17 protein-coding genes and 1 pseudogene are annotated in these 19,479 nt (G+C 63.5%); 11 read left to right on the top strand and 7 right to left on the bottom strand.

What is annotated here, in order from left to right:
• The first annotated feature begins 34 nt into the window (after nt 1–34).
• From ACX3OZ_RS05435 to ACX3OZ_RS05425, 3 genes are read left to right on the top strand one after another with little or no spacing between them, the layout of a single operon-like run.
• The gene (locus ACX3OZ_RS05435) at nt 35–520 is read left to right on the top strand and encodes a putative pterin-binding protein (protein ID WP_459103978.1); all 486 of its coding nucleotides are present in this window, start codon (nt 35–37) and stop codon (nt 518–520) included.
• The gene (locus ACX3OZ_RS05430; protein ID WP_459103977.1) at nt 517–2,328 is read left to right on the top strand and encodes a sensor histidine kinase; all 1,812 of its coding nucleotides are present in this window, start codon (nt 517–519) and stop codon (nt 2,326–2,328) included. The genes ACX3OZ_RS05435 and ACX3OZ_RS05430 overlap by 4 nt, the downstream gene beginning before the upstream one ends.
• The gene (locus ACX3OZ_RS05425; protein ID WP_459103976.1) at nt 2,328–2,972 is read left to right on the top strand and encodes a response regulator; all 645 of its coding nucleotides are present in this window, start codon (nt 2,328–2,330) and stop codon (nt 2,970–2,972) included. Before ACX3OZ_RS05430 ends, ACX3OZ_RS05425 begins: the two co-directional genes overlap by 1 nt.
• Here the strand turns inward: ACX3OZ_RS05425 and ACX3OZ_RS05420 are convergent.
• Nucleotides 2,969–4,381, bottom strand: a complete 1,413-nt coding sequence (locus tag ACX3OZ_RS05420; RefSeq protein WP_459103975.1) for a short-chain fatty acyl-CoA regulator family protein — start codon at nt 4,379–4,381, stop codon at nt 2,969–2,971. The genes ACX3OZ_RS05425 and ACX3OZ_RS05420 overlap by 4 nt on opposite strands.
• 115 nt (nt 4,382–4,496) lie before the next feature.
• Between ACX3OZ_RS05420 and ACX3OZ_RS05415 the strand changes: the two genes are divergently transcribed.
• From ACX3OZ_RS05415 to mce, 5 genes and pseudogenes are all read left to right on the top strand, one after another.
• Nucleotides 4,497–6,029, top strand: coding sequence for an acyl-CoA carboxylase subunit beta (locus ACX3OZ_RS05415; RefSeq protein ID WP_459093758.1), 1,533 nt, complete (start codon nt 4,497–4,499; stop codon nt 6,027–6,029).
• A gap of 11 nt (nt 6,030–6,040) precedes the next feature.
• A pseudogene (locus ACX3OZ_RS05410) lies at nt 6,041–7,409 on the top strand (acetyl-CoA carboxylase biotin carboxylase subunit); the annotation flags it as partial.
• Between the two features lie 17 nt (nt 7,410–7,426).
• Nucleotides 7,427–8,017: a biotin/lipoyl-containing protein gene (locus ACX3OZ_RS05405; protein ID WP_459094777.1), complete on the top strand. Its 591-nt coding sequence runs from the start codon at nt 7,427–7,429 to the stop codon at nt 8,015–8,017.
• A complete protein-coding gene (scpA, locus tag ACX3OZ_RS05400) occupies nt 8,017–10,137 on the top strand; it encodes a methylmalonyl-CoA mutase (protein WP_459093757.1) in 2,121 nt (706 codons plus the stop codon). The genes ACX3OZ_RS05405 and scpA overlap by 1 nt, the downstream gene beginning before the upstream one ends.
• Complete coding sequence (gene mce, locus ACX3OZ_RS05395) at nt 10,134–10,550, top strand: methylmalonyl-CoA epimerase (RefSeq protein ID WP_459093756.1); 417 nt, start codon at nt 10,134–10,136, stop codon at nt 10,548–10,550. Before scpA ends, mce begins: the two co-directional genes overlap by 4 nt.
• 61 nt (nt 10,551–10,611) lie before the next feature.
• On the opposite strand, the gene ACX3OZ_RS05390 is transcribed toward mce, so the two are convergent.
• The 3 genes from ACX3OZ_RS05390 to ACX3OZ_RS05380 all read right to left on the bottom strand — a co-directional run bounded on the left by ACX3OZ_RS05390 (nt 10,612) and on the right by ACX3OZ_RS05380 (nt 12,409).
• On the bottom strand, nt 10,612–11,016 hold the full coding sequence (locus tag ACX3OZ_RS05390) for a VOC family protein (RefSeq protein ID WP_459093755.1): 405 nt from the start codon (nt 11,014–11,016) through the stop codon (nt 10,612–10,614).
• A 62-nt stretch (nt 11,017–11,078) separates the two neighbouring features.
• Nucleotides 11,079–11,465, bottom strand: a complete 387-nt coding sequence (locus ACX3OZ_RS05385; protein ID WP_459093754.1) for a YciI family protein — start codon at nt 11,463–11,465, stop codon at nt 11,079–11,081.
• A gap of 77 nt (nt 11,466–11,542) precedes the next feature.
• Nucleotides 11,543–12,409, bottom strand: a complete 867-nt coding sequence (locus ACX3OZ_RS05380) for an EamA family transporter (RefSeq protein WP_459103974.1) — start codon at nt 12,407–12,409, stop codon at nt 11,543–11,545.
• 133 nt (nt 12,410–12,542) lie between these two features.
• Between ACX3OZ_RS05380 and ACX3OZ_RS05375 the strand changes: the two genes are divergently transcribed.
• The 3 genes from ACX3OZ_RS05375 to ACX3OZ_RS05365 are packed head-to-tail and all read left to right on the top strand — an operon-like array spanning nt 12,543 to nt 15,368.
• A complete protein-coding gene (locus ACX3OZ_RS05375; RefSeq protein ID WP_459103973.1) occupies nt 12,543–13,604 on the top strand; it encodes an aldo/keto reductase in 1,062 nt (353 codons plus the stop codon).
• Nucleotides 13,597–14,280, top strand: a complete 684-nt coding sequence (locus tag ACX3OZ_RS05370; protein WP_459093751.1) for a fumarylacetoacetate hydrolase family protein — start codon at nt 13,597–13,599, stop codon at nt 14,278–14,280. The genes ACX3OZ_RS05375 and ACX3OZ_RS05370 overlap by 8 nt, the downstream gene beginning before the upstream one ends.
• Nucleotides 14,280–15,368: an ATP-dependent DNA helicase gene (locus ACX3OZ_RS05365; protein ID WP_459093750.1), complete on the top strand. Its 1,089-nt coding sequence runs from the start codon at nt 14,280–14,282 to the stop codon at nt 15,366–15,368. Before ACX3OZ_RS05370 ends, ACX3OZ_RS05365 begins: the two co-directional genes overlap by 1 nt.
• 186 nt (nt 15,369–15,554) lie before the next feature.
• Here the strand turns inward: ACX3OZ_RS05365 and ilvD are convergent, their stop codons facing one another.
• From ilvD to ubiG, 3 genes are all read right to left on the bottom strand, one after another.
• Nucleotides 15,555–17,399 carry a dihydroxy-acid dehydratase gene (gene ilvD / locus ACX3OZ_RS05360; protein WP_459093749.1) on the bottom strand — a complete coding sequence of 615 codons (1,845 nt, stop codon included), beginning with the start codon at nt 17,397–17,399 and terminating at the stop codon, nt 15,555–15,557.
• 685 nt (nt 17,400–18,084) lie between these two features.
• The gene (locus ACX3OZ_RS05355; RefSeq protein WP_459093748.1) at nt 18,085–18,519 is read right to left on the bottom strand and encodes a hypothetical protein; all 435 of its coding nucleotides are present in this window, start codon (nt 18,517–18,519) and stop codon (nt 18,085–18,087) included.
• Between the two features lie 61 nt (nt 18,520–18,580).
• Nucleotides 18,581–19,321 (bottom strand): bifunctional 2-polyprenyl-6-hydroxyphenol methylase/3-demethylubiquinol 3-O-methyltransferase UbiG, encoded by a 741-nt coding sequence (ubiG, locus tag ACX3OZ_RS05350; RefSeq protein ID WP_459093747.1) that lies wholly within the window; start codon nt 19,319–19,321, stop codon nt 18,581–18,583.
• Nucleotides 19,322–19,479 lie beyond the last annotated feature (158 nt).

Below are 19,479 nucleotides of genomic sequence, written 5' to 3'. Positions count from 1 at the left end.
GGGGGGAGGGCGGTGGAGTTTTCTGGGCGTTGCTGTGGCGCTATTGGCTGCGTCGGCAACGGGGTCTTCGGCGTGGGCCGATGTCCTGGGTGCGCCGCGCGGCGACACTGTGCTTGAAGTGCATGGCGAGATTGCCAATGGCAATCAGGAAGGCGCGGCATTGTTCGACATGGCGATGCTGCAAGCGCTGCCGGTGGTGACGCTGGAAACCAGCACCGCCGTGACCGACGGGGTGCATCGCTTCGATGGCTTTATGATGCGCGACCTGCTCGCTCACGTCGGCGCCACTGGCACGATGGTCACCGCGACCGCGCTGAATGATTACATCATCGATTTTGCCGCCGATGAATTCGAGCGCTTCGATGTGCTGGTGGCCTATGCGCTGGATGGCGCGCCGCTGCTGGCCAGCGACAAGGGCCCGCTGTGGATCGTCTATCCACGCGACCAGCATGTCGAGTTGCAGGACATCCGCTATGACTATCGCTGGGTCTGGCAGCTGACCCGGCTCGACATCAAATGAGCCGCTCGGCCCGCACTTTGATCGGCATCGCCCTGCCGATCCTGACCATCGCCATTTTCGCGCTGCTGCTGGCGTTCTCGCTGATGCGGCTGTCCAATATAGAGCGGGACATGCGTATCGAAGCCACGCAGAACATGGTGTGGGTGGTGTCGCGCAGCCATGTCGCCAGCCTGCAATTGAGCGAGGCGGCGGCGCAGCGCTCGCTGGGCGAGATCGACCAGGAGACGCTGCAACTGCGCCATCAGCTGTTTCTCAGCCGCGTCAGCCTGCTCAATGATGGGCCGCAGCGCCGCAAAATGCAGGCGCTGGGTTTTGGCCCGGTGCTGGATGCGTTCCAGCTCCGGCTGCCGGAACTCGCCGAATTGCTGGGCGCGCTCCAGCCGGGCGCCATGGCCGAGCTGCGCGCCATCGATGGCCTGCTCGACCCCTATGATGCCATGCTGACGCAAGCGGCCAACAAGGCCATGGTGGCGGAATGGGATGATCTGGGCGGCAAGCTCGATACCTCGCGGCATCAGCTCTGGCAGATCATCATCTCGGTGATCGGCATTTCGCTGGCCGGCGCCGTGCTGTCGATCCATTTCCTGCTGACCATCAGCGACGCGCGGCGGCGCGCCCGGCTGCTGGACAAGGAAAGGGCATTTTCCGAACTGCTGATCGGCTCGAGCGGCGAGGGCATTGTTGCCGTCGATCTCGAACGGCGCTGCACGGTGTGGAATGAGGCAGCGGAGCAATTGTTCAGGCTCCCCGCCGGCAAAACCATCGGCTGCACGCTGAGCGCCGTGTCCGGCTTTTTTCAGGTCGAGCGGATCAATCAGGCCATGGATCAGGCTCTGGCCGGAACCGCGACGGTGTTGTCCGACCAGCCATTCTTCCCGCCGGGCAAGGACGCGCCGCTCTATCTCGATCTGCGCTGTTTTTCACTGCGCGATGGCGAGCGCATCATCGGGGCGATCCTGCTGGTCTCCGACGAAACCGAGCGCCGCGCGGCGCAGCGCCAGACCGCCGAGCACCGCGATCAGCTCGAACATCTGGTGCAGGCCCGCACTCGGGAGCTGGATGCGGCGCTGGAGCGTGAGCGGACGACGGCCGACCTCTACCGCCATTTCGGCACCATGATCTCGCATCAATTCCGCACCCCGCTGGCGATTGTCGATTCGGCCCTGCAGCGGCTGATGCGGCGCAGTGACAAGCTGTCGGCGGCAGAAGTGCTGGATCGCGGTGGCAAGGCGCGGCAGGCGATTGCCCGGCTGATCCGGCTGGTGGAAAGCACGCTCGATGCGGCACGGCTCGACGCCGGACAGATCGAGATCCGCAGCGAGGCCTGCGATCTGGGCAAATTGGCAGCGGAAGTCTGTGCCCGCCAGCATGAGGCCACGCCACGCCGCAAAATCCTGCTCGATGCCGGTCCGTCACCCACCATGGCGCGCTGCGATCCGGTGCATGTCGAAAATATTCTGGTCAATCTGCTGACCAATGCCATCAAATATTCCGCACCCGACAGCCCGATCGGCGTGACGGTGCGCGGCGATGGGCAGGCGGTGCAATGCACGGTCAGCAATCGCGGGGCGCTGGCCTGCCCGGATGAGCGCGAGGCGCTGTTTGAGCGTTATTTTCGTGGCCAGAACGCCGAAGGCCGGCCGGGCATCGGCATCGGGCTCTATATGGCGCGCAGTCTGGCGCGCATGCAGGGGGGCGATGTGCAACTGGCCGATCATGATGCTGATCAGGTCAGTTTTGTCCTGACCCTGCCGCAAGCATCCGATCTGGCCGAACCCGCGCCGCTCCGGCTGGGAGAGCCGGCTTGATGCCCGGCGCCACCCAGTCGCGCCCGCTCATCCTCTGCGTCGAGGACGAGGAGGATTTGCGCCGCGATATCGCCGATGAATTGAGCGAAGCCGGCTATGCCGTCATCGAAGCCAGCGATGGCGCCGAAGCGCTGCAGCAATTGGAAACGCAGCGCCCCGATCTGATCCTGTGCGATATCTCCATGCCCGGTCTCAACGGCCACGCCGTGTTGCAGGCAACCCAGGCCAAGGGGGGCGAGCATGCCGGCATACCTTTCGTGTTTCTGTCGGCGCTGGCCGATCCGCGCGAAGTGGTGGCCGGCAAGCGGCTGGGTGCCGACGACTATCTGGTCAAGCCGATTGATTATGACCTGCTGCTGGCCACGGTCGATGCAAGGCTGCGACAGGTGGCGCGCCTGCGGGCGCAATTGGGGCCGCGCCCACCGCTCTGCCCCGACATTCTGGTGCGCGACTTCGGCCTGACCCCGGCGGAAGCGCGGGTGGCGCTGGCGCTGGCCGATGGCAAGCAACCGGCGCAGATCGCCGCCGACCTCGACATTGCCCGCACCACGGTAGTGTTTCACCTGCGCAATATTTTCCAGAAGACCGACACCAACCGGCAGGCCGAATTGGTGGCGCTGCTGCTGCGCGCCGCCGACGCCTAGGAAATGTCGTAGGGCACGATCATGCGGCGGTCGGCATTGACCGCGATGGAAGCGGCCAGCGGTGGCACCGAGCGCTGCGGACAATTGCGTCGTTCGCAGATGCGGCAGGCAATGCCGATCGGCTCGAATTTGGTGCGGGTGATGTCGATATCGGTGCCATAGACCAGCCGGCTGGCATGGCTGATTTCGCAGCCCAGCGCATAGGCGTAACGCCTTGTGATACCGGCATAGCCGCCGCTGCGCTTTTCGCTCGACCAGGCCAGCGACAGATAGCGATTGCCGTCCGGGGTTTCGGCGAATTGGCGCTGGATGCGGCCATGCGCTTCAAAGGCCTGATGCACATTCCACAGCGGGCAGGCGCCGCCGAAGCGGGCGAATTGCAGCGGCGTCGCCGAATGGCGCTTGGTGATGGTGCCGGCGGCATCGACCCGGGCGAAGAAAAACGGCACCCCGCGCAGCATCGGCCGCTGCATGGTCGACAGGCGATGCGCGACCTGCTCGAAACTGGCGCCGAACAGATGGCCGAGTTCCTCGATATCGTAGCGACTGGCCTCGGCGGCGCTGAGAAACGCCTCATAGGGCAGTTGCAATGCCCCCGCGAAATAGTTGGACAGCCCCATATGGCAGATGGCGCGCGCTTCCTGGGTGGAGAAATTGGCGGCATCGAGCAGCTCGCCGATCAGGCGCGACTGGGTGATGTCGCCGAGCACGGCGGCGATATGGAAAAACTGGCTCGACGCCTCCTGCCGCGCATTGACCAGCAGCAGCCGATTGGCCCGATCAAAATCGCGCATCAGGTCGGGCGGCACGGCGCTGGTCAGCCGGACATCGAGATCATGCGAGCGGCGGCAATAGGCGATCAGCTTTTGCAGCCGGTCCGGCCCGGTGCTGCCGATTTCCCCGGCGGTATGCTCCGCCGCCCTGTCCAGATCGTCGATATAATTGTCCGCATAATGGAAGAAGTCGCGCACTTCCTCATAGGGGCTCAGCGTGCCGCTGGAGGGGTCCTGCGTCAGCACCGCGTCGACGCTGGCCAGCCGCGCATTGGTCTTGCGATAGGTTTGGTACAGCTGCAGCATGGCCTTGGCCATGTCGGGCGCATTATGGGCGAGGGTCTTGAGATCCTGCAGGCTGGGCGGGGTATCGCCAAACACCGGATCGACCAGAACTTCACGGAGGTCAGCCACCAGGCGGTCGGAATCGTCCGAACTCAGCCGCGACAGATCGAGATTGAAATTCCGGGCCAGCGCGAACATCACCGTCGCGGTCAGCGGACGCTGATTGAGTTCGAGCTGGTTGACATAGGAGGGAGAAATTTCGAGCCGTGCCGCCAGCTCGGCTTGGGTCAGGCGGCTCTCGGCGCGCAGGGTGCGCAGGCGGGCGCCGATGAAGACTTTCCGGTCGTTCATTCACATATCCACAAAGCCACAAACACTTCTCCCACAATCCTAACACGCACGCACTTTGGAGTCTTGGTGCCAGCGCCCTTCGCCGCTAGGTTCAGTGAAGAAAACAGGCGGAAATATGCAAGAAATCATCCAGCAGCTGGAAGAAAAACGCGCACTTGCTCGTCTTGGCGGCGGGCAAAAACGGATCGACACGCAGCATGCCAAGGGCAAGCTGACGGCGCGCGAGCGGCTCGATGTGCTGCTCGATCCGGGCAGTTTTGAAGAATACGACATGTTCGTCACCCACCGGGCCACCGAGTTCGGCATGGGTGAAACGCTGATTCCGGGCGATGGCGTGGTCACCGGCTGGGGCACCATTGGCGGCCGCATCGTCTATGTGTTCAGCCAGGATTTCACGGTGTTTGGCGGCTCGCTGAGCGAGACCCATGCCGAAAAAATTTGCAAGATCATGGATTTAGCGCTGCAGAACGGCGCGCCGGTGATCGGGCTCAACGATAGCGGTGGCGCCCGCATTCAGGAAGGCGTGGCCTCGCTGGGCGGCTATGCCGACGTGTTCTGGCGCAATGTGCAGGCCAGCGGCGCGGTGCCGCAGATTTCGGTGATCATGGGCCCCTGCGCCGGCGGTGCGGTCTATTCGCCAGCGATGACCGACTTTATCTACATGGTCAAAGACACCAGCTACATGTTCGTCACCGGCCCCGACGTGGTCAAAACCGTGACCAACGAAATCGTCACCGCCGAAGAACTCGGCGGCGCGTCGACCCACACCAAAATCTCCTCGGTCGCCGACGCGGCCTTCGACAACGACATCGAAACCCTGCTCGAAGTCCGCCGCCTGTTCAGCTTTTTGCCGTTGCGGGCCGGCGAACGCGCGCCCAGCATCGCTACCACTGACCCGCTCGACCGGCGCGACGACAGTCTCGACACCATCATTCCCGACAGCGCCAACAAGCCCTATGACATGCGCGAAGTCATTGAAAAGGTTGCCGATGAGGGCGATTTCCTCGAACTGCAAAAGGACCATGCCGGCAATATCCTGATTGGTTTCATCCGCCTCGGCGGCGAAACCGTCGGCGTGGTAGCCAATCAGCCGCTGGTACTGGCCGGCTGTCTCGACATCAATGCCAGTAAGAAAGCCGCGCGCTTCATCCGCTTCTGCGACAGCTTTGAAATCCCGATCCTGACCTTTGTCGACGTGCCCGGCTTCCTGCCCGGCGTGGCGCAGGAATATGGCGGCATCATCAAGCACGGCGCCAAGTTGCTCTTCGCCTATGCCGAGGCCACGGTGCCATTGGTCACCGTCATCACCCGCAAAGCCTATGGCGGCGCCTATGACGTGATGGCCTCCAAGCACATCAAGGCCGACGTCAACTACGCCTGGCCTAGTGCCGAAATTGCTGTGATGGGTGCCAAGGGCGCGGCGGAAATCATCTATCGCTCCGAACTCTCGGACAAAGCCAAGATCGCCCAGCGCACCGCCGACTACGAAAAGCGCTTCGCCAACCCGTTTGTGGCGGCGGAGCGCGGCTTCATCGACGACGTGATCATGCCGCACGGCACAAGACGCCGCGTCATCCGTGCCTTCTCGACGCTGCGCCACAAAACGCACAGCATGCCGAAGAAGAAGCACGACAATATTCCGCTGTGAGGAGCCAGAGCATGATCACCAAACTCCTCATCGCCAATCGGGGCGAAATTGCTTGCCGGGTCATCAAGACTGCCAAGCGCATGGGCATTGCCACGGTCGCGGTTTATTCCGACGCCGACCGGGAAGCTTTGCATGTCCGGATGGCGGACGAAGCCGTCCATATCGGTCCGTCGCCGGCCAAGGATAGCTACCTCCAGATCGACAAGATCATTGCCGCCTGCAAGCAGACCGGCGCGCAGGCGGTGCATCCGGGTTATGGCTTCCTGTCGGAAAATCCCAAGTTTGCCGAGGCGCTGGCCGCTGCCGGGATCATCTTTGTCGGCCCGCCGGTGAAAGCCATCGAGGCGATGGGCGACAAGATCACCTCCAAGAAGCTCGCCGCTGAAGCCGGGGTGTCGACGGTGCCTGGCCATATGGGGCTGATTGCTGACGCCGAAGAGGCGGTGACGATTTCCCGGTCGGTCGGCTACCCGGTGATGATCAAGGCCAGCGCCGGCGGCGGCGGCAAGGGCATGCGCATTGCCTGGAACGACGCCGAAGCGCGTGAGGGCTTTGAGCGCTCCAAGTCTGAGGCCGCGTCGTCGTTTGGCGATGACCGGATTTTCATCGAAAAATTCGTCACCGAGCCGCGCCATATCGAAATCCAGCTGATCGGCGATAGTCATGGCAACGTGCTCTATCTCAATGAGCGCGAATGCTCGATCCAGCGCCGCAACCAGAAGGTCATCGAAGAAGCGCCGTCGCCGTTTCTCGATGAGGCCACCCGCAAGGCCATGGGCGAGCAGTCGGTGGCGCTGGCCAAGGCCGTGGGCTACCAGAGCGCCGGGACGGTGGAGTTCATCGTCGACAAGGACCGCAATTTCTATTTCCTCGAGATGAACACCCGCCTCCAGGTGGAGCATCCGGTGACCGAGCTGATCACCGGGCTCGATCTGGTGGAGCTGATGCTCCGCGCCGCCAATGGCGAAGCCCTGCCGCTGACGCAGAGCCAAGTGCAGCGCAATGGCTGGGCCATTGAAAGCCGGCTCTATGCCGAAGACCCCTATCGCAATTTCCTGCCCTCGACCGGTCGGCTGACCCGCTATCGGCCGCCCGAGGAGCGCGCTGGCAAGGATCGCGTGGTGCGCAACGACACCGGCGTGTTTGAGGGCGGCGAAATCTCCACCTTCTACGATCCGATGATCGCCAAGCTCTGCACCTGGGCCCCGACCCGGCTCGAGGCCATTGAGGCGATGGCGGTGGCGCTCGACAGCTTTGAGGTCGAAGGCGTCGGGCACAATCTGCCCTTCCTCTCCACGGTGATGGATCAGGAGCGGTTCCGCGCGGGAACGATCACCACCGGCTATATTGCCGAGGAGTTCCCCGAGGGCTTTGACGGCGCCACGCTGGATGACGCGGTGCTCGCCGATCTGGCCGATATCGCTGCCGTCGCTGCCCTGCGGCATCAGCAGAAATTCGTGCCGCTGGCCGGCAGTCGGCAACTCGCGGTGGTCATCAATGGCCGGCGGCGTGACGTCACGGTCGACCATGTCGATAATGAATGGATCGTGGACAGTGGAGCCGCGCCGCGCGCGGTTGAACTGGCCTGGGAGCCAACCGACAGGCTCGCGGTGGCCCGGCTGTCCGGGGTGCGGCGGCATGTTAAGCTGAAGCGCAGCAGCAGCGGCTTCCGCATGCGCTATCGCGGTGCCGATCTCAATGTGCAGGTGCTGGAGCCGCGCGTCGCCGATCTGCTGGTGCTGATGCCGGTCAAAGTCCCGCCCGACATGAGCAAGTTCCTGCTCTGCCCGATGCCAGGCCAGATCGTGCGGGTGGACGTCAAGGAAGGTGATATCGTCGAAGACGGGCAGACCCTGGCCATTGTCGAGGCGATGAAGATGGAAAATGTGCTGAAGGCCGAGAAGCGGGCCCGCGTCAGCAAGGTGCATGCCGGCCCCGGTTCGGTGCTGGCGGTGGACCAGATCATTCTCGAATTCGAGGCGCTGTAATGAGCGAGCAGCCGAATTTCGCCCATTGGGCGGCGCTGGCGCAAAAGGAATTGCGGGATACCCCGCTGGCCTCGCTCGACAGCGACTATGGCGGCATTCCGGTCAAGCCGGTGTATTTTGGGGGCGAGGGGGAAATCCCCGGCGTGGCGCCGTTTACCCGCGGCGTGCGCGCCACCATGTATGCCAACCGGCCCTGGACCATCCGCCAATATGCCGGCTTCTCGACGGCGCGGGAGTCCAATGCGTTTTATCGGCAGGCGCTGGAGAAGGGGCAGAAGGGGCTCTCTGTTGCCTTCGATCTGGCCACCCATCGCGGCTATGACAGCGACCATCCGCGCGTCACCGGCGATGTCGGCAAGGCCGGGGTGGCCATCGACAGCGTCGAGGACATGAAAATGCTGTTCGACGGCATTCCGCTCGATCAGATGAGCGTGTCGATGACCATGAATGGCGCGGTGATTCCGGTGTTGGCGATGTTCATCGTCGCCGCTGAGGAACAGGGCGTGAAGCAGGCCAAATTGGATGGGACCATCCAGAACGACATCCTCAAGGAGTTCATGGTCCGCAACACCTATATCTATCCGCCCGAGCCTTCGATGCGGATCATTGGTGACATCATCGCCCATACCGCCGAGCATATGCCCAAATTCAACTCGATCTCGATTTCGGGTTATCACATGCACGAGGCTGGGGCGACGGCGGTGCAGGAGCTGGCCTATACGCTGGCCGATGGCATGGAATATGTCCGTGCCGCGCAGGCAAGGGGCCTCGATATCGATGCTTTCGCCGGGCGGCTGAGCTTCTTTTTCGGCATCGGCATGAATTTCTTTCTCGAAGTCAGCAAGCTGCGCGCCGCGCGGCAGCTGTGGAGTGAGATCATGACCGGGCTGGGGGCCAAGGATGCGCGCAGCAAGATGCTGCGCACCCATTGCCAGACCTCGGGCGTGTCGCTGACCGAGCAGGACCCGCACAACAATATCGTGCGCACCACCATTGAGGCGCTGGCGGCGACTTTGGGCGGCACGCAGAGCCTCCACACCAACAGCTTTGACGAAGCCATCGCGCTGCCCACCGAATTTTCCAGCCGCATCGCCCGCAACACCCAGCTGATCCTGCAGCATGAATCGCGCATCACCGATGTGGTCGATCCGCTGGGCGGTTCCTATTATGTCGAGGCGCTGACGCGCGAGCTGGTGGAAGGCGCCAAGATCCTGATCGGCGAAGCCGAAATGGCCGGCGGCATGACCCAGGCGGTGCAGGCCGGCGGGCCCAAGCTCGAGATCGAGAAGGCGGCGGCGTTGCGGCAGGCGCGGGTCGATCGCGGCGAAGATGTCATTGTCGGGGTCAATCGCTACCGCCTCGACAGCGAAGACCCGATCGAGGTGCGCGATATCGACAATGCCAAGGTGCGCGCCGAACAGGTGGCGCAGCTGCAGCGCATCCGCGCCAGCCGCGACGAGGCCAAGTGCCAGTCGATGCTGTCGGCACTGCGCGAATACGCCGCCAAGGACGAAGGCAATCTGCTTGAAGCGGCGATTGAAGCGGCCCGCGCCCGCGCCACTTTGGGCGAAATCAGCGCGGCGATGGAAGACGTGTTCGGCCGCCATTCGGCGATTACCCGCGTCATCTCCGGCGTCTATGCCGATGGCTATGGCGACGATCCCGAATTTGCCGCCATCGCCGGCCGCATCGACAGCTTCAAGGCGGCGCGGGGCCGCGCCCCGTCGATCTTCATCGCCAAGATGGGGCAGGACGGCCATGATCGCGGCGCCAAGATCATTGCCAGCGCCTTCGCCGATCTGGGCTTCAATGTGCATATGGGCGATCTGTTCGAGACGGCGCCGGAAGTGGCGGACCATGTCGCCGAGCTCAAGGTCGATGCGGTGGGCGTGTCCTCCCTGGCCGCTGGCCACAAGACGCTGGTGCCGGAACTGATCGCGGCGCTGCGCGAGCGCGATCTGGGCGAGGTCACCGTCGTTGTCGGCGGCGTCATTCCCGAGCAGGATTATGCGTTCCTGCTCGATGCCGGGGTGGCTGCGATTTTCGGGCCTGGCACCAATGTGCTGAGTGCGGCGTTTTCCGTGTTGAGCCAGATCGAGGGAAGGCTCTCCAACCGATGATCGGCCGCCTCAACCACATCGCCATCGCCGTGCCTGATCTGGCCAGCGCCGCCGCGAAATATCGTGATTTGCTGGGGGCGAAGGTCGGCGCGCCGCTGGAACTGCCGGAGCATGGCGTCACCGTGGTGTTCATCGATACCGGCAATACCAAGGTGGAGCTGCTGGAGCCGCTGGGTGAGAATTCGCCGATTGCGGCGTTTCTCGGCAAGAATCCCGCCGGCGGCATGCATCATATCTGCTTCGAGGTGCCCGATATTCTCGCCGCCGCGGCGACGCTCACCGCAGGCGGCGCCCGGGTGCTGGGCGATGGCACGCCCAAGACCGGGGCGCATGGCCTGCCGGTGCTGTTCCTGCATCCCAAGGATTTTGACGGCACGCTGATCGAGTTGGAAGAATTGGCGCCCACATCTTGAGATCTCAGGATGGACCCCGGCTTTCGCCGGGGTGACACCGTGTGTGGGGCGGGCTCCAGTCTTAAGCCGGCTGCGCCTGGCTTTGGCCGATGGCCCAGGTTACGCCGAACGGGTCTTTCAGTTGGCCGTAGATATCGCCCCAGAATTCGGTCTTGAGTGGCGAGGTGATGGTGCAGCCGGCGGCGACGGCGCGGTCCCACCACATCTGGGCGTCATCGACATGGATATGCATGTTGAAGCCCTGCGGGGCGACCGGGGCATAGCCGTGCTCGGGGAAAAAATCGGACAGGAAAATCGAGCTGCCATTGATGCCGATTTGCGAGTGCATCAGCTTGTCGCTGTTTTCGGCGGCCATGGCTTCATATTCGGTGGCGGCAAAGGCCTTTTTGTAAAACTCGATGGCCTTGCGGGCGCCGTCAACGCTGAGATAGGGCGTGACGCCGGAATGGGGGCGGAAGTCGGTCATGGGCTGATCTCCTCATAGGGTTGCATGTCACGACGAACCAGCAGGTGCCGCTTCGACAGCGGCTATTTTGCGTCGCCGTCCAGCAAGGCGCTGGGGTGATATAGCGCCAGCGGGCGGATTTCATAGGCGCCGAGGCCTGGATTGGCGACCGACAGATCCTTGGCAAAGGCGATGGCGTCATCCAGCGTTTCGCAATCGGCGACGAAAAAACCGAGAAACTGTTCCTTGGTTTCGGCAAACGGACCATCGATGATCAGCGGCTCGCCCGAGGTCTTGCGCAGGGTGGTGGCCTTGCTGGTGGGCAGCAGTCGCGCCACGGGGCCGAGCTTGCCCTTGGCCTTCATGCCCTCTTCCACCAGAGCCAGGCGCGCCATGCAGGCGTCGTCCTCTTCCTGGCTCCAGGTGGCGACGGCTTTTTCGTCATTATAGCAGAGCACGGCATAGAGCATTTTGGGGCATCCCTCGTCCGGGTGGCGGCGGGGGATTATGACTCAATCCGAGATTGGGGGGAGAGTTTTTTTGCGCCTTACGCCACCGGTGGTGGGGGCGAGCGGGCAATGGTCACCGTCGCCCCCAGCGAGGCGACGATGATGGCAGTGATGCCGGCACCCTGCCATGGGCTCAGGGTTTCGCTCAGAATTACAAAGCCTGACAGCGCCCCGAGCGCCGGCTGGCCGCTCATCAGAATGCCGAACAGGCGCGAGGGAATATGGGGCAGCGCCACCATATCGAGGGCATAAGGGATGGCGCTCGACATCAGTGCCACGGCCAGCGCCAGCGGCAGGAGGCCCGGATCGAGCAGGGCGGTGCCCGCCGTCGCCACGCCGAAGGGCAGGGCGATGATGGCGGCGATGGAAACGCCCAGTGCGGTGATATGGGGACCACCGCCGGTGCCGGCGCGTTGGCCGAAAATGATATAGCCGGCCCAGCAGCCGCCCGCCGCCAGCGCCAGCAGCACCCCGACAATGCCGATTTCGCCGCTGGATTGGCCCAACGGCAGCAGCATGGCGAGGCCCGCCACCGCCAGCGCGATCCAGGCAAAGTCGAGCGGCTTGCGGGCGCCGAACAGCGCCACCGCCAAGGGGCCGGTGAATTCGAGCGCTACCGCTACCCCGAGTGGAATGCTGGTCAGCGCTGCATAGAAGAACAGGTTCATCGCCCCCATGGCGCCGCCATAGGCCAGCACGGCGCGCCACTGGCGGGCGTCGAGCTTTTGCCGCCACGGCCGGAAGATCAGCACCAGCACCAAGGCGGCCAATACCAGCCGTAGCGTTGTCGCCCCGGCGGGGCCGATGGCGGGAAACAGCTGCTTGGCGAAGGAGGCCCCGGTCTGGGTGAACACCATGCCGAGAGTGACGAGAGCGACGGAGAACAGAACGGATTGGGGCCGCACGGGAAGGGCTTTCAAGATGATGGCGTGCTGTAGCAGCCTTCTTCCAAGGCGTCATCACCTCCATGCCGGCTCCATTGACCCGACTCTCAATGCGCTTTAGCCCTATCGCCAGCCGATCCTAGGAGGAAAGCCGATGGAATACCGTTATCTGGGACGCTCGGGCCTCAAGGTCTCGACGCTGACCATGGGCACCATGACCTTCGGTGGCTCGGAACGCGTCGGCCATACCGAACAGGCCGATGCGACGCGCCAGATCGATCTGTGCCTCGATGCCGGGATCAATCTGCTCGACACCGCCAATGTCTATAATGCCGGCGTCTCCGAGGAGATGATCGGGGTGGCGCTGAGCGAGAATGGTCGCCGCCAGCGCACGCTGATCGGCACCAAGGTGCGCTTCAAGATGGGCAATGGGCCCAATGAGACCGGCCTCAGCCGGCACCACATCATTGCCCAGGCCGAAGCCAGCCTGCGCCGCTTGCAGACCGATGTCATCGATCTCTATCAGGTGCAGGAATGGGACGGGCAGACCCCCATCGAGGAGACGATGGAGGCGCTCGATACGCTCGTGCAGCAGGGCAAGGTCCGCTATATCGGCTGTTCCAATTATTCGGGCTGGCATATCAGCAAGGCGCTCGCCGCTGCCGACAAGCGCCATGGCCAGCGCTTCATTTCCCAGCAGATCCACTACACGCTGCATTCGCGCGAAGCCGAATATGAGCTGGTGCCGATCACCCGGGATCAGGGCCTTGGCATGCTGATCTGGTCGCCGCTGGCCGGTGGGCTGCTGTCGGGTAAATATCGCCGCGATGGCGGGCCGAAAGCCGGTCGCCATGTCGGCGGTTTCCGCGAGCCGCCGGTCTATGACTGGGACAAGTTCTACACCATCATCGACGCGCTGGTGGCCGTTGCCGATGCGCGCGGCGTGTCGGGGGCGCAGGTGGCGCTGGCCTGGCTGCTGGGGCGGCCGGGGGTGACCTCGGTGATCATCGGCGGGCGCAATGAGGCGCAGTTCCAGGATAATCTGGCTGCGGCCAATCTCAAGCTCACCGCCGACGAGCGGGCGCAGCTCGACGCGGCCAGCCAGCCGCCGCTGCTCTATCCCTATTGGCACCAATCGTTTACCGCACAGGATCGGCTGGGCCAGATCGATCTCGATCTGATCGCCCCCTATGCCGAGGAGTTCAAGCGTGGCTGATTTTCTGTTCGAACCCTATGCGCCGATTTCGGTGCCGATTGCCCGGGGCGGGCTGTTTGCCGTGCGCCGCATCTATTGCGTCGGCCGCAATTATGCCGAGCACATTGTCGAAATGGGCAATGACACCCGCGAGCCGCCGTTCTTTTTCGGCAAGCCGACCGACGCCGTCGTGGTCGGTGGCGCGGCGATCCCCTATCCGCCGCAGACCAGTGATTTCCATCATGAAATCGAGCTGGTCGTCGCCATCGGCAAGGATGGCGCCGATATCGCCGAAGCCGATGCGCTGGACCATGTCTATGGCTACGCCGTCGGGCTCGACATGACCCGGCGCGATCTGCAGGCCCAGGCCAAGCAGGCTGGGCGACCATGGGCGATGGCCAAGGGGTTTGATGCCTCGGCTCCCATCGGCAGCATCGAACCCGCTGCCTCCATTGGCCACCCCGACAGCGGGGCTATCACCCTGTCGGTCAACGGCGTCGAGCGGCAGCGCGGCGATCTGGCTGACCAGATCTGGACTGTCAGCGAGGCCATCGCGTTTCTCAGCCAGTTCGTCACCTTGCGGGCCGGCGACCTGATCATGACCGGTACGCCGGCCGGGGTCGGCGCGGTGGTGCGCGGCGACGTGCTGGAAGGCGCCATTGCCGGGATCGGCACTGTCAGGACCTCGATCGTCTGATGCCGGTCTGGTCTCCCCAGCAGGATGCGGCGCTGAAAGCCGTGTCCGATTGGCTCAAGGATCGCAATGGGCCGCAGGTGTTCCGGCTCTTCGGCTGGGCCGGTACCGGCAAGTCGACGCTGGCGGTGCATCTGGCGCAGGACGTGCGCTCGGTGAAGTTTGCCGCCTTCACCGGCAAGGCAGCTTTGGTGATGCGCAAACGTGGCTGCAAGGGCGCGCAGACCATCCATAGCCTGATCTATACTTTGGTCAGCGAGAAGGACGGCGAGCCGCGCTTCGTGCTGGATGGCGAAAGCCCGGCCGCCGATGCCGATCTGATCGTTATCGATGAAGTCTCGATGGTCGATGAGCAGTTGGGCCGAGATCTGTTGAGCTTTGGCGTCAAGGTGTTGGTGCTGGGCGATCCGTTCCAGCTGCCGCCGGTGCAGGGGGCGGGGTTTTTCACCGCCGAAGAGCCCGATGTGATGCTCACCGAAATCCACCGGCAGGCGGCGGATAATCCGATCATTCATTTGTCGATGCAGGTGCGTGAGGGCGGCTTCCTCGAGCGCGGCACCTATGGCGATTCCATTGTGGTGGGGCGCGACAATGTCGATCGCAATGCGGTGCTGGAAGCCGATCAGGTGCTGGTGGGCCGCAACAAGACGCGGCTGCAATATAATGACCGGCTGCGCGAGCTGAAGGGCTTGCCGTTTCATGAGCCGGTGCTGGGCGACCGCATGGTCTGCCTGCGCAATAATCCGCGCAAGAAGCTGCTCAATGGCCAGATCTGGATCGTCACCGAGGCGACCCGCCGCAGCAATGGCAAGTGGTCGCTCTTGCTCGGCGCCGATGAGGGCAAGGGCGAGGCCAAGGTGCTGACGCATAAGGCGTTTTTCTCAGGCGAGGAAGATGCGATGAGCTGGCCCGAGCGCCGGCAATTTGACGAATTCACCTTTGGCTACTGCCTGACCGTGCATAAGGCGCAGGGCAGCCAGTGGGACAATGTCTATCTGTTTGATGAGAGCTTTGTGTTCCGCGAGGAACGCGCGCGCTGGCTTTATACCGGCATTACCCGGGCCGCCGAGAAGATCACGGTCGTCTCGTAAGACAGCAGCTGCTGGGTCGCTGATAACGATGTCTGGGGGTTTTAGGTCGGTTCGATAGGGAGGGTGGAATCCCCGCTATCGAACCTAACCAATCAGCAATCTTGGCAGACCGCTGATTGGCTGGCGCCCGTCTAGCATGCTGGCGCCAGACTTGTCACGCGATTGTCGTCAATCAATTTTTCCCGGTCACTTATCCAGTGCGCCGAGGTCGCGCACCGCGCCGCGAGCAGCGGAGGTGGCGAAGGCGGCGTAGGCACGCAGGGCCTGCGTGACGTTGCGCTTACGCGGATGCGCCGGCTTCCAGCCGAGCTGATCCTGGTCGTGGCGGCGCTGCACCAGCTCGTCATCGCTGACCAGCAGCGTGATGCTGCGGTTGGGGATGTCGATCTCGATGGTATCGCCTTCACGGACGAGGCCAATGGTGCCGCCTTCGGCCGCTTCGGGGGACACGTGGCCGATGGAAAGGCCCGATGTGCCGCCGGAGAAGCGACCATCAGTCAGCAGGGCGCAGGCTTTGCCGAGGCCCTTGGATTTGAGGTAGCTGGTCGGATACAGCATTTCCTGCATGCCGGGGCCACCGCGCGGGCCTTCGTAACGGATCACCAGCACGTCGCCTTCCTTGATCTCATTGGCCAAAATCGCCTTGACCGAGTCGTCCTGGCTCTCGAACACGCGGGCCTTGCCGGTGAATTTGAGAATGGATTCGTCGACGCCGGCGGTCTTCACTATGCAGCCATCGATGGCGATATTGCCCGACAGCACGGCCAAGCCGCCATCCTTGGAGAAGGCGTATTCGGCCGAGCGGATGGCGCCGTTCTGGCGGTCGAGGTCGAGTTCGGCCCAGCGGTTGGACTGCGAAAACGCCTGCGTGGTGCGCACGCCGCCGGGGGCGGCCATGAAGAAATTGCGCACGTCTTCCGAATTGGTGCGCGAGATGTCCCAGTGGTCGAGCGCATCGCCCAGCGTCGGCGCGTGAATGGTGGGCTCGGAACGGTTGATCAGGCCGGCACGGTCGAGCTGGCCGAGGATCGACATGATGCCGCCGGCGCGGTGGACGTCTTCCATATGCACGTCGGCCTTGGCCGGGGCGACCTTGCACAGCACCGGGACGCGGCGCGACAGGGCGTCGATATCGTCCATGGTGAAGTCGATTTCGCCTTCATGAGCGGCGGCCAGAATGTGCAGCACGGTATTGGTCGAGCCGCCCATGGCGATGTCGAGCGTCATGGCGTTTTCAAACGCCGCCTTGGTGGCGATGTTGCGCGGGAGCACCGAGGCATCGTCCTGCTCGTACCAACGCTTGGTGATGGCGACGATGGTGCGGCCGGCTTCCTCGAACAGATGCTTGCGGTCCGAGTGGGTGGCCAGGGTCGAGCCGTTGCCGGGCAGCGACAGGCCCAGGGCTTCGGTGAGGCAGTTCATCGAGTTGGCGGTGAACATGCCCGAGCAGGAGCCGCAGGTGGGGCAGGCGGCTTCTTCGACGGCCTGCACTTCTTCGTCGGAATAGTTTTCGTCGGCGGCCATCACCATGGCGTCGACCAGATCGAGCGCCTGCAGCTTGCCCTTGAGCATGGCCTTGCCGGCTTCCATCGGCCCGCCGGAGACGAACACCACCGGGATGTTGATGCGCATGGCGGCATTGAGCATGCCGGGGGTGATCTTGTCGCAGTTGGAGATGCAGACCATGGCGTCGGCGCAGTGGGCGTTGACCATGTATTCCACCGAGTCGGCGATCAGGTCGCGGCTGGGCAGCGAATACAGCATGCCGTCGTGACCCATGGCGATGCCGTCATCGACCGCGATGGTGTTGAATTCCTTGGCGACGCCACCGGCCGCCTCGATTTCACGGGCCACGAGCTGGCCCAGATCTTTGAGATGGACGTGGCCGGGCACGAATTGGGTGAACGAGTTCACCACGGCGATGATCGGCTTGCCGAAATCGCTGTTCTTCATACCCGTCGCGCGCCAGAGGCCACGCGCGCCGGCCATGTTGCGGCCATGAGTGGTGGTACGGGAACGATAGACTGGCATGGACATATCCTCAGAAGTCGGGCGCAAGGTCGCCTGGCAATGTTGCCGGCCACATTAGACCCATTACAGACAGGTATCAATCAAAACGTACCGTACCGTACGGTACGATTGCGGCGGAAATGCCATGGTCGAAACGAGCGGAGCCCCGAGGTGGCTTTCGCCTCGTGAGGTAGTAAAAAAGTGAGACGAAACCGCCTCGGGGCGTCGGGTTTTTCTCGGAAGGCAGACCGAAGCCCCAGCATGGAACCGTAGCCCCCTGCCCGAATGCCCCATCCGCACAGCCCAGGGCGGAGCGCGACCTCCACCCTCCCGACCGTCGCCCCGGACACCGGTCGCTGCAGCGCCGCCCGTATCCCGGAGAGATGGGGGGAGTATGCAGGAGGTTTTGGGGGCGGGGATAAGAGGGATAAGTTGAGGGCATGGTGCGTTTGGCTCCACCTCCTCCTAGCCTCCCCCATCAAGGGGGAGGTATCGCTCCACTCGTGGGCGTGATCGTGCCTCAAGCTCGATCTGACACCTCCCCCATGATGGGGGAGGCCGGGAGGGGGTGGGGTACGGACATCGAGGTGAAATTGATCGACCTTGCGGCGGCGGGACGATCTGGGGATGGGCCCCGGCTCAAGTCCGGGGTGACACCGCATTTTTGAGGGGCTGCGGGGATGACATCAAGGCGGCAGGGCGCCGCTCAATTATTGATGCGGATGATGCCCCATTGGGTGTCGGCGCAGGAAACGTCGAGGCAGACCAGGGTCATCCACAGCGCGCCATTGCCGAAGCCGACGCCGTCGCTGGTGACGATGAGGTCGGAAAAGTCCTGGCTGGACAGGGCGCTGATGGTGTCTGGCGTCAGCAGGGTGTCGAAATTGTCGATCAGCTCCTGCGGTTCGGTGATTTCATACAGCTCGCCATTGGCTTCCACATCGAGCGGATAGAAGACGAGGTCAGCCAAGGCGGCGGGATTGTCGAACAGAAAGGCGTCCTGCAGCGTGCTGAAGGCTTCGCCAAAAGCTGTCGAGTCGCCATGCAGGCTTTCGATCTGCGCGAGGATCGCCTCCTCGCTCTGGGCCAGGGCGGGCGCGGTAACGAGAACAAAGGCGACGGCAATCTGGGTGAGGCGCATGAAGGCTCCGGGGCGCTTGGTCCCGCAGGCTATAACGCGCCGTGACGCCGCGATAGGGGCCTCAGGCAGCCGGCTTTTCGGCCATCACCATGTAGTTGATCGCCATGTCGCGCGACTTGCGCCATTCATCGGCCAGCGGGTGGAACACCACGCCGGTCTGGTCGGTGACCTTGAGGCCGTTGCGGATCAGCAGCACTGCAATTTCTTCGGGCGTCAGGAATTTGTTCCAGTCATGGGTGCCCTTGGGCAGCCAGCGCAGCACGCGTTCGGCGCCGATCACCGCCAGCGCCCAGGCGCGGGCGGTGCGGTTGAGCGTGGCGGTCAGCATCAGCCCGCCCGGCTTCACCAGATCGGCGCAGCTCTTCATATAGAGCGGGACATTGTCGACATGCTCCACCACTTCCATGTTGAGCACCATGTCGAAACGCTCGCCGGCGGCGGCGACGGCCTCGCTGGTGGTGGCGCGATAATCGATGGGAAGCCCGGATTGCTCGGCATGGAGGCGGGCGATGGCGATGTTGCGTTCAGCAGCGTCAATGCCGGTGACGGTGGCGCCCAGCCGGGCCAGCGGTTCGCAGAGCAGCCCGCCGCCGCAGCCGACATCAAGAATTGTCAGACCCTCGAAGGGGCGCATGCCGGTGCCATCAAGACCGAAATGGGCGAGCAGATGCTCGCGGATGAAGCCGAGGCGGACCGGGCCGAATTTATGCAGCGGCTTGAATTTACCGGTCGGATCCCACCATTCCTCGGCCATCGCGGTGAATTTGGCGATTTCGGCGTCGTTGATGGTGGTGGCGGTCATGGCGCGGCTCCGTTGGTCCGTCATATGAACGTGCCAGCATGGCTGAGGCAAGGCACGCGAGGTCGCAGATCGTCGCTGCGGCTGCGATGCGTGTTGATCGCGGGCCGCCTTTGTGGCATTGCACGCGCAACATCAAGCGTACCGCCGGGTTCGGTGGA

The sequence above is a fragment of the Devosia sp. A369 genome (genome assembly GCF_054489345.1).
The sequence above is the reverse complement of the archived record's forward strand: the minus strand, read 5'-3'. Positions and strand labels throughout refer to the sequence as shown.